Consider the following 9,488-nt stretch of genomic DNA (forward strand, 5'->3'; position numbering starts at 1 on the left):
AGGCGCCCCTTACGGTGTTGGCAGGGTCTGGCCGAACGAGGTATCGATCAGTTGGTCGATCACCTTGTCCACGTTCACGCCCCGCCGTACCAACGCTTCGGACACCAGAATCGGCGCGGCGGCCTTGGACGCGAGTACATCCTTGGCGCTCAGCAACGGGCTGCTCAAGTCGGTGCGCGACAGTTGCAGCTTGGCCACTTCCAACGGCAGGCCGGACTCATCGGCGAGCAGTTTGGCGAACTCATCCGGGTGCTTCACCGCCCAGTCGCGAGCTTTTTCATACGCGCCGAGCACTTTAGTGATGGTTTGTGGATGTTCTTTGGCGTACTGCTCGGTCACGCTGACCACGCCGAAGCTGTTGAAGTCTTTGTTGCGGTACAGCAAGCGCGAACCGGCCTGCAGTTGGCTGGCGGCCATGTGCGGATCCAGGCCGGCCCAGGCGTCTACGTCAGCTTTTTCCAGCGCGGTGCGGCCGTCCGGGTGTTGCAAGTGCACCAGCTCGACGTCGTCTTTTTTCAAACCGGCCTTCTGCAGGCTGCGCAGGGTGAACAGGTACGGATCGGTGCCTTTGGTGGCCGCGATCTTTTTACCTTTGAGGTCGTTGACACTGTTGATCGGCGAGTCTTTACGCACCACCAAGGCTGTCCACTCGGCGCGGCTGTAAACGTACACCGATTTGATCGGGCTGCCATTCGCCCGGCTCAACACGGCGGACAAACTGGCGGAGGAGGCGAAATCGACGCCGCCGGCGTTGAGGTATTCCAGCGAACGGTTGCTGCCCTGGCTGAGTACCCAGCCGACTTTGGTGTGCGGCAACGCTTGTTCCAGCCAGCCGAAATGCTTGAGCACCAGGCTGACGGGTGAGTAGTAGGCGTAATCGAGATTGACCTGCGCGGGGTCAGCGTCGGCGGCGAAGGCCTGCGGTTGCAAGCACAGGGCGAGGGCACAGACGCCCAATAAGCGTTGGGTGAAGGGTTTCATGGAACAGCTCCGGACAAGGCGTTGAGAGAAGGCTTTCTTATATTCAGAAAAGTGAATTGGCATGTTCCATCATGCTTTATAGGAATATGCAGTCTCTGTGCCAGCTTGCGCGCAGGCGTATTCGCTAAGGGCCAGGCAGGCAGAGCTGTGGCGGGAGCGGGCAGATTGTTGATCTGCTGTTGGTGGGTGAACAGTTCTCATATATCCATATCGTATAAATAAAGAGTTATATATTCTTTTTAATGCTTCCGCAGATAGCGCATTTTGAGTGCCTGCGCATTTGTGCGGATTGACCAACAGCCAAAAGGAAAGCCTGCATGACTATTAAAGCGATCAACGTGCGCAACCAGTTCAAGGGCGTTATCAAAGAAATTTTACTGGGTGAAGTGGTGTCTGAAATCGACGTGCAAACCGCGTCAGGCATCGTCACCTCAGTGATCACCACCCGCTCGGTGCGTGACCTGGAATTAAAAGTGGGCAGCGAAGTGATTGCCTTTGTGAAGTCGACCGAAGTGTCAATTGCCAAGTTGTAACGCAATTTAAATGTGGCAGCGAGCAAACTCGCAGCCACATTTTGTTTCACGTACAGTCAGTTGAACTTCGAGCCATCATCCCTGGTGGCCTTTTGCTTTGTTGTGCTCGACACAGTTGCCAATAAATCCTGATCTGGAACACCTTGTAAAACGATCAAAGGCATCGCCGGATTAGTCTGATCGTTACACCTTTCATTCCCTTGTTAGGCTCATTTGAGGGATTAATCATATAAGGAATTGGAGTTGCTAAACTTATGCCGCGGAAATAATTATGCGTATTTCGTCCTCTACCGCAAGCCCGTCTTTTGCTCTTGATCTGCCCGTTCGTGATACCTCTTTTTTATCTTCTGACTCCATAAATGTTACACAACATCGCCGGCCACGCCGGGAGACAGCGAGTGTAACGGGCCTCGATCGAGACTCACCCAAAGAGGTTGTTCTGGACGAGGACGTTCCTACGCTTTTCCATTCAAAAGTAATAAAAGCCAAGTACGGAGCTGCCGGCAGCGATTACGTGCGTGGCTATAATCAACCCTCTTCCATAGACCTGCCTGGCTATACCGCCTCCCTTAGCGATACGGCGCTGATGAAACTTGCGCTGGATAATCAACTCAGCCCTGAGCAAATCGGCGCGTTGCAGCGCGTGAGTGAACAGCGTGTGATAAAAGGCGCACAAAACAATGTGATGTTGTACAACTCGGTGATGACCAAGCCTGGCGTAACGACGACACCTAATCCGCAAAGTTATTACCTTTCCATGATCAACCAATTGGCCGGAGGTGAGTGCGCGGGGTTTTCACATCTACACTCGCTGGCGATAGCCGAAGGTAAACATCAGGTGTTTCTGGGGAACATTTTCCAGGCGACCGCCGACCCGGATGCTCCCGAATCCCAAGCGTTTTTCCACAAACTTGCGCAAGTTCAGGGTGCGATGAAAGACCGTGCAATTGCGCATGATCCCGCCACGGTGGCGGTCGCTGCCTATACCAGTATCGCCCCGCAACTTACCGGTTCGTCTACCACTAAAACATTGCTGATCAGCAGCGAAGGTCATCGTCTGACAGCGGGTGTGATCGTTGCGCCAGATAACAAGCGTACCTATTACTACAGTGACCCGAACATTGGCTCTACTTGGTTTTCTTCTGCCGAGCTCTTTGCAGAGGGCATGAAAAAAATATTCACTGATTCCAGGCTTGCGTATTTGACCCAACCGTTAACGGCCGATTCGATTGCGACCATTGGCGGCGACTCAGATCGGGCGTCGACGCTTTCAGCGCACAGCGCGGGCGAACCCAAATACCTTATCAGTGTGTTTAACCCAGACCATATTCCCGGTACATCCGGCGCCTCCAACGACATCAAGTACACGTACAACGCACCCTTGGGGGGGCTCGACAGCGTCAACGTGATTAATGCATCAAGGCTGCCGACCTCGGAAATGTTACGTCTTGAGTCCGCCTCTCCAGTTAATGATGCCTTGAATGACTACAACCGGGTAGCGCTGGCGTTGGACCAGTTGCACGCCAAAAAAGGGATTGCGCAGTTTCACCAGGCAACGGCCGTTTTGAGCGACGTCAAAAAATTCATTGTTGAGCATCCGAACGCCAGCGTTTTTTCAGCCATGAGGGCACTTGGGCAAAAACTCGCCAATGTGATCAATGAGGCGGCTGCACCCGTTGATTATCCTTATATCTTTGAGCGTATGGAGCTAGACCGTGTAAAGCTGGCAGAGGACAAACTCGGTTCACAGAAACATTCCAAAACTGAGGTTATCCAAGGTAAGAGCGTTGATGTAAAAAACTCTGACAACGCTACCCCCGAGATGATTAAGGCGCTAGCCGGTGCTGTCAACGCAGCGCTGCAGAAGCTCTCACAGAGTGACCCGGCCGCTTTTGCGGCGTTAGGTGAAAAGATTAAAGTGGTTATTGCCAACCCCGGCGATCAAGCGCAAACACAACTGCGTTTAGGCGCGCCGCCTACGCTTATCATGGGCGACGATTTTTTCGCGCCCCTGGCGGCGAGTGACGCCACCGTCGCCGATCGTATTGGTCTGCAAGGTCTAGCGACTGCCGATAATCAGTCCGCCCGTAAACAAGCCGCGTTAATCGCCGGCAAGCTGGGCATGGTGAGTTACTACAAGGCCCATTCCACGGCCTTCCTGACGATGGCCAACAACCACGAGCCGTTTCGTGGCGATGGCAGTCACCTCAGCGCACGCGCCACAAGAACGTCACGAGATTTCGTGGAGGAAGCCTTCACCGCACGGCTCTACGACGCAACGCTCGACAGCCGCGTCGAAACCTCAATAAGAAATTTTCTGCCGTTACCTGCCGTTGGCCAAGCGCCGGTAACGCCACCGACAACCGCTGTGGTACCCATCGACCAAGCTGAAGTGAGCCGCCTGCAAATACTCGACGCCGCCGGACCTGCGGTGCGAATTGGTGAAGTGGAAGTCAGTCGCGTCGAGCTGTATAAAATGGGCGCGCAGATTGATGGCAAGCCGATTGAAGGCGCAATGGCGAATGACTCGGACGGTCGCAAGCTCGCCAACGCAGTGCAGATCGACTACGCCCGATTTGCGGCTTATCGCAAATCCGCGTCGAGTGACGTTGTTGACCGCATGGCTAATATCGTTGCTGAGTTCGCGGCCAATCGCAACATTGCCGCTGCGCCCTTGATCTCCCATGCAGACGGTGGGCGAGTGCCTGACGCGTTGCAAAAAAATCTCGTTGAAATTACTCAACACGCTGCTGCGCTGCAAGCGTTGGAGAGCATCGGCAAGCCGCTGCCTGCGGATTTCTTTTCCGCAGAATCATCTGGCAAGGCCGGCGCGACTACCGCCGCAGGGCTGGGGTTTCGAGCGTTCAGTACGTATCAAGGGCTGCGCAGCGGCATCGAGAGCCTGGAGCAAGGGGACACCACGGCAGCGGCCATTGGTTTGGGCGCTGTCGCTGCGGATTTCGTGGGCGAGGGCGCTGAGTATGCCTTGAACCGCGCGGCGCAAGAGATCATCAGCAGTAACGCGGCTTCCCTTGCCGGCTTCAAGACCAGCAGCGTCGGCAAAATGATTGGCAAGGCCAGCGCGGGTGCCGGGGCGGTTTTCAGTGTGCCTTTTGACGTGTACGCCGCGATAGATTCATTCGCCAAAGCCGACCGAACCACGGGCAAAGAGGCTCAGGACCACTATGTTGACGGTGCTTTCGCCGTCACCAATGCGGTCACTTCAATTGCCTTGAGCGCTGCCTTTATGTCGCGCAACGGTGCTTCAAGCCGAGTGGCACTGACCGTGGCGGGCACCTTAATGAGTGCGCAAGCGATTTATAAGGCGGTGCGTAACGTCGAGGCAATTGAAAGCCACACATCCCTGACAGATCAGCAGAAAGTCAGTGTCGGGCTGAGGTCATTTCTGGGGATCGAACCGGGGTTCGATGTCATGAAGCCTTACCTTGAGGCAAAGTATGCCAAGGCGAATGAAGAAACCAACAGGGCTCGCTACGAGAGCTTTTTGCAAGGCCCGGGTAAACAATACTTTGAGCGGGTTGTATACGGCTCCACGGACGTTGAGGCCATCCGGGTTCCCGGAAGCGTTAGCCTGACGCCTTCGCTGTGGTATTCGCCGATCACGTGGTTGCTGAACCTTATCCCGGCGCCGGGTCTGGTGACGGAGGTTGTCGCCACCGGCGGTGATGATCATATTTCAAGCAAGCTCACCTCTTGGAATACCAAACCGGTCAACACCGTGGAAGGCGAGCAAGGGGAAAGCAAAGCCACATTCTGGGACTTGGGCGAGGGTCGGGACTGGGTGGTGGGCGTTGAGAAAAAACCCAACTATTTCGTCATGGGCGGCGGCAAAAAAGGGATCACGGGCGGCGATGCGGACGATAAGGTCGTCTTCGCCGCCGATGCACGCCAGTCATTGGAACAAGCGACGCTGGTGTCGCAAGTGCCAGGCCAGGACGCCAACCCGCACCGAACCGCACTGAATGGCGGCGGTGGACGTAATACGCTGATTTTTACCGGGCCTTTGGTAACCACCTACAAAGATAATGGACGGGACGCGGAGGCCCGCTACGTGGGCCATGATGTAAATTTAAAAACCAATACCATCTCGATCAGAACCCCGGTTCCGATGGCAAACCGCGACCTGATGGCCGGTGTAAAAAAGATCGCGCATGCCCAGGCATTTTCTAATGTGACTACGGTTGAGAAGGGGCAAAGCGTTATTCATGGCAATGATCAGAACAACCTGTTCACGCTCAATGGCCTGAATGACACAGTTTTTACCGGACAAGGCGCGAACGTTATGGTTATCAACGGTGGCGCCGTCGTCGTCGGTGAGGGTGGTTTCAACACCTATATGATTAATCAGGGAAACCAGACCTACAGTAACGTGGAGATCAGTGACCCCGCCAACAGCCTTGTCAGGCTGGACTATAGTGCCGCGCAAGTATCGGGCTGGTGGATTAATCCCGAGCAAGTGCGTAGCGGAAGGCGCACCCCCGAGAGATTGATCATAACGCTTACCGGCGATACCCATGCGCAAACGCGGATTCTGCTTATCAATGATGCGTTTTCCAATGACGCGCAAGGCGATAAGGGGCGGATGACGTTCATCACCAATGACGGCGTGATGATCACGGTCAGTGCGCCGCGCACGGCGGGCTCATCCGAGCGTGTTGTGCAGTTGAGCAGCGTCAAGGTTGAGGCCGGCAGGCCCCAGGCCTGACGCAGGCAAGAGCGGGTTGGCACGCGTACGTGCCAACCCGTTTCAACGATCCAGCAAGCTGCGCTCCATGCGCAGCAAACCCTCTTCCAGCATCGCCCGTGGGCAGCCGAAGTTCAGGCGCACAAACTGCTGGCTGTCATCGCCGAATTCGATCCCGGCGCTCAATCCAACCTTGGCCTGTTCGAGAAAAAATTGCTGTGGGTCATCCAGCCCAAGCGCGCTGCAATCCAGCCAAGCCAGGTAGGTGCCTTGAGGGGCGTGCATGACGACGCCGGGCAAGCGCGTTTGCACCGCGTTGAGCAGGTAGTCACGGTTGGCTTGCAGGTATTGCAGCAACGCGTCGAGCCAGTCACCACAGTCGCTGTAGGCCGCGCGTGTTGCTTCCAGGCCCAGCGGGCTGACGCTGTCGACCATGCCGCAGCGGGCATTGGTGAAGCGCTCGCGAACCTCGGCGTTTTGCACCACGGCAAAGCAGGTTTTCAAACCGGCCACGTTATAGGCCTTGCTCGCCGACATCAGCGTGATGGTACGTTGCGCGATCTCCGGGCTGAGGCTGGCAGTGGGGATGTGGCGGCGGCCGTCGAAACACAGTTCGGCATGGATTTCGTCGCTGATGATCAGCGCGCCGTTATCCAGGCAGGCGTTGGCCACGGCCAGCAGCTCTTCGCGTGGGAAGACTTTGCCGATGGGGTTGTGCGGGTTGCTCAACAGCAGTGCACCGGCGCCGCTGAGCGCCTGGCGCAAGGCCGGCAACGGTGTGAGGTATTCACCGTCGACCTGCGCGAACGGTAACTCGATACGTGGCAGGTTCCAGTTGCCGGGGGCCAGGCGAATCGGGCGGTAGTTGGGGGTTTGCAGCACGACGGGCTGGCCGGGTTTTACGAACGCGTGCAGGGCCATGTTGAAACCGGGCTCTACGCCTGGCAAAAACAGCAGGTCATCGGGTTCGACGCGCCAGGCGTATTTGGCCCACAGGTCGGCGACGATGGCTTCGCGCACGTCCGGCCCTGCCACGCTATAACCGAGAATTTGCTGGTCGAGGCGGTCGTGCAAGGCTTGCAATACGGCGGGTGGCGCGGCGATGTCCATGTCAGCGATCCACATGGGCAACACATCTGGCGGGTAGCGGTTCCACTTGGTGCTGCCGGTGCCGAGGCGGGAATGGATCGTGTCGAAATCAAAGCTCATGGGGGGCTCGTGTGGGGGCGCTGGAGAATGGCGCTGATTCTAGCGGTATTAGGTTTTTCGGTTGTGAGGATTTTAAGACGGGCTTTTTCACCGCTGCTGCACCTGCATGAGCAGCCGTTCGACCGCCGCAAACGCCACGCGCCGGCGCGCCTCCCAGTCGCCTCTGATCACCCGCATGGGCTGCTGATGCTGTTGCATCCAGTCCAGGCTGGCTTCAAAAAACGCCCGGCGATCCGCCAGTTGCGGCTGGCAACGCTGGCCGTCGGCGGTCCATTCCACATCCTCAGGGGACAGCAGCAAGTGCAAGTCGTAATGCCGCGCCAACAGTTCGCTGTCGAGCCACGCCGGGTAGTCACCGAACAGGGTCTGGCTCCACAGCTTGTTGGTCAGCAAGTGGGTGTCGAGGATCAACAAGTGCGGCTGTTCGGCGCGCGCAGCATCTTCCCAGGCCAGTTGACCATTGGCGATTGCGGGGATGTCCGCCAAGCAGGTGTCACGCTGGTGGTGGTCGATGAAATACCGTACGTATTCCCCAACCATCAGCCCGCCGAACTGCGCGTGCAGTTGCGCCGCCAGCCAGCTTTTACCGCTGGATTCGGGGCCGGCGAGTACGACCACCTTCATGCGCGTAACGCCGGGTCGGCGCGCCATTCGCGCCAGCCTTGCACGGCGATAACGGTGAACAGCGCGTAGAGTGCGGCCGTGAGGTAAAGGCCTTGATAGAGAAACAACCCGGTGGAGATCACGTCCACGGCGATCCATAGCGGCCAGCATTGCACGCGTTTTTGCGCCATCCACAGTTGCGCCACCAGGCTGAAGCCGGTGAGCGCGGCGTCGATCCAGGGCTGGGCGGCTTCGGTCCAGTGGGCCATGGCCGCGCCGAGCAGCAGGCCGAAGACGGCGCCGACGGCGAGGTGGGTAATGACCGCCGAGGTGCCGAGGCGGGTAACCTCGCGGCCTTGTTTGACGTTGCTGGTGCGGGTCCATTGCCACCAGCCGTAGAGTTGCAGGGCGGCGTAAACCACTTGCAGCAGCATGTAGGAATAGAGTTTCGCTTCCCAGAATACCCAGGTATAGAGCACCACCATCACCAGGCCGATGGGCCAGCAACCAGGGTTTTGTTTGACCGTGAGCCAGACAGCGATCACCCCCAGGGCGGCGGCGAACAGTTCAAGCCCGGACATGGTGAATCCTTGGGAGAGTGGGAGAGGGCGGTGATTGTAACCAGCGGTGGGGAATCTTCAAACTGTGAGACGTTGAGTTCGGGTTCCCAGTGGTTTTATGTGGGGGCTTGCTCGCGATTACGTGTGTCAAATAAGTATTTTTCAACTGACCCACCGCAATCGCGAGCAAGCCCGCTCCCACAAAACCCCGAGCACGTTTGCTGCGCGACAGCGCTACATCAACGATGCAGTGGGGCCTCCCACATTGGATTTGCGCCGCTCGTGATATTGCGCTTAAAAAGGTTCGCTCAGGTTTTTGCCTCAGAGTCCTTATGTTCAATGTCAAACCCCTGGCTTTTGCCTTGCTGACCGCCGCTGCGCTGCCTGCCCACGCCGACTGGTACCTGGACAACGAGTTCTCGCGCTTGTCGTTCGTCACCACCCAAAACACCCAAATCGCTGAAGTCCGTGTTTCCTGCACCTGAAAATGGTGCTGGTGGACGATTGGGTCAGCGTCGGTTCGTGCAATTTCGACCACTGGAATTTGCGCTTCAATCTGGAAGCCAACCTGGAAGCGCTGGACCCGCAATTGACGGCGGCAGTGGCGGGCAGTTTCGAGCGTGATTTTGCCCAGAGCCAGGCGGTCAGCCTGGCGGCGTGGAAGTCGCGGCCGTTGTGGCGGCGGGTGAAGCAGCGGGTGTGGGGCTGGATTGATCGTTTGGTGGTGAATCTGCTGGATCGGCGGGGGTAACGCGCGCGCTCCCCGCCGTTGCTGCCTGGCGTGCTTAAAACTCCAGCGAATACTGCGCCGTGATGCTTTGGTCGCGCGTACGTTCACCGCGTTGTTGGCTGAAGCCTACGTCCAGCGCACTGTCGCGTGTCAGGCGTGCGGTGGCG

The 9,488-nt window shown here is 57.4% G+C and carries 6 protein-coding genes and 2 pseudogenes; 4 read left to right on the forward strand and 4 right to left on the reverse strand.

Annotation, left to right across the window (positions count from 1 at the left end):
* Positions 1-9: 9 nt before the first annotated feature.
* Entirely contained in the window at positions 10-981 is a 972-nt protein-coding gene (locus tag ACOZK9_RS14995) for an aliphatic sulfonate ABC transporter substrate-binding protein (protein ID WP_152750547.1), read from the reverse strand.
* 317 nt (positions 982-1,298) lie between these two features.
* On the opposite strand from ACOZK9_RS14995, the gene ACOZK9_RS15000 reads away from it, so the two are divergent.
* Complete coding sequence (locus tag ACOZK9_RS15000; protein ID WP_003173733.1) at positions 1,299-1,514, forward strand: TOBE domain-containing protein; 216 nt, start codon at positions 1,299-1,301, stop codon at positions 1,512-1,514.
* Between the two features lie 271 nt (positions 1,515-1,785).
* Positions 1,786-6,240, forward strand: coding sequence for a hypothetical protein (locus ACOZK9_RS15005; RefSeq protein ID WP_421556140.1), 4,455 nt, complete (start codon positions 1,786-1,788; stop codon positions 6,238-6,240).
* 42 nt (positions 6,241-6,282) lie between these two features.
* On the opposite strand, the gene ACOZK9_RS15010 is transcribed toward ACOZK9_RS15005, so the two are convergent.
* The 3 genes from ACOZK9_RS15010 to pnuC form a co-directional block, all read right to left on the reverse strand.
* Positions 6,283-7,428 carry a MalY/PatB family protein gene (locus tag ACOZK9_RS15010; RefSeq protein ID WP_152750545.1) on the reverse strand — a complete coding sequence of 382 codons (1,146 nt, stop codon included), beginning with the start codon at positions 7,426-7,428 and terminating at the stop codon, positions 6,283-6,285.
* An 87-nt stretch (positions 7,429-7,515) separates the two neighbouring features.
* The gene (locus ACOZK9_RS15015; RefSeq protein WP_152750555.1) at positions 7,516-8,052 is read right to left on the reverse strand and encodes an AAA family ATPase; all 537 of its coding nucleotides are present in this window, start codon (positions 8,050-8,052) and stop codon (positions 7,516-7,518) included.
* Positions 8,049-8,612 carry a nicotinamide riboside transporter PnuC gene (pnuC, locus tag ACOZK9_RS15020; protein ID WP_152747883.1) on the reverse strand — a complete coding sequence of 188 codons (564 nt, stop codon included), beginning with the start codon at positions 8,610-8,612 and terminating at the stop codon, positions 8,049-8,051. The genes ACOZK9_RS15015 and pnuC overlap by 4 nt, the downstream gene beginning before the upstream one ends.
* 311 nt (positions 8,613-8,923) lie before the next feature.
* On the opposite strand from pnuC, the pseudogene ACOZK9_RS15025 reads away from it, so the two are divergent.
* Positions 8,924-9,061: pseudogene (locus ACOZK9_RS15025) on the forward strand (YceI family protein); the annotation flags it as partial.
* Positions 9,058-9,342 (forward strand): annotated as a pseudogene (locus tag ACOZK9_RS15030) (phospholipase D-like domain-containing protein); the annotation flags it as partial. The pseudogenes ACOZK9_RS15025 and ACOZK9_RS15030, both read left to right, overlap by 4 nt.
* Positions 9,343-9,488: the final 146 nt, after the last annotated feature.

This window comes from Pseudomonas kitaguniensis (assembly GCF_049199985.1).
Classification (GTDB): Bacteria; Pseudomonadota; Gammaproteobacteria; order Pseudomonadales; family Pseudomonadaceae; genus Aquipseudomonas; species Aquipseudomonas kitaguniensis.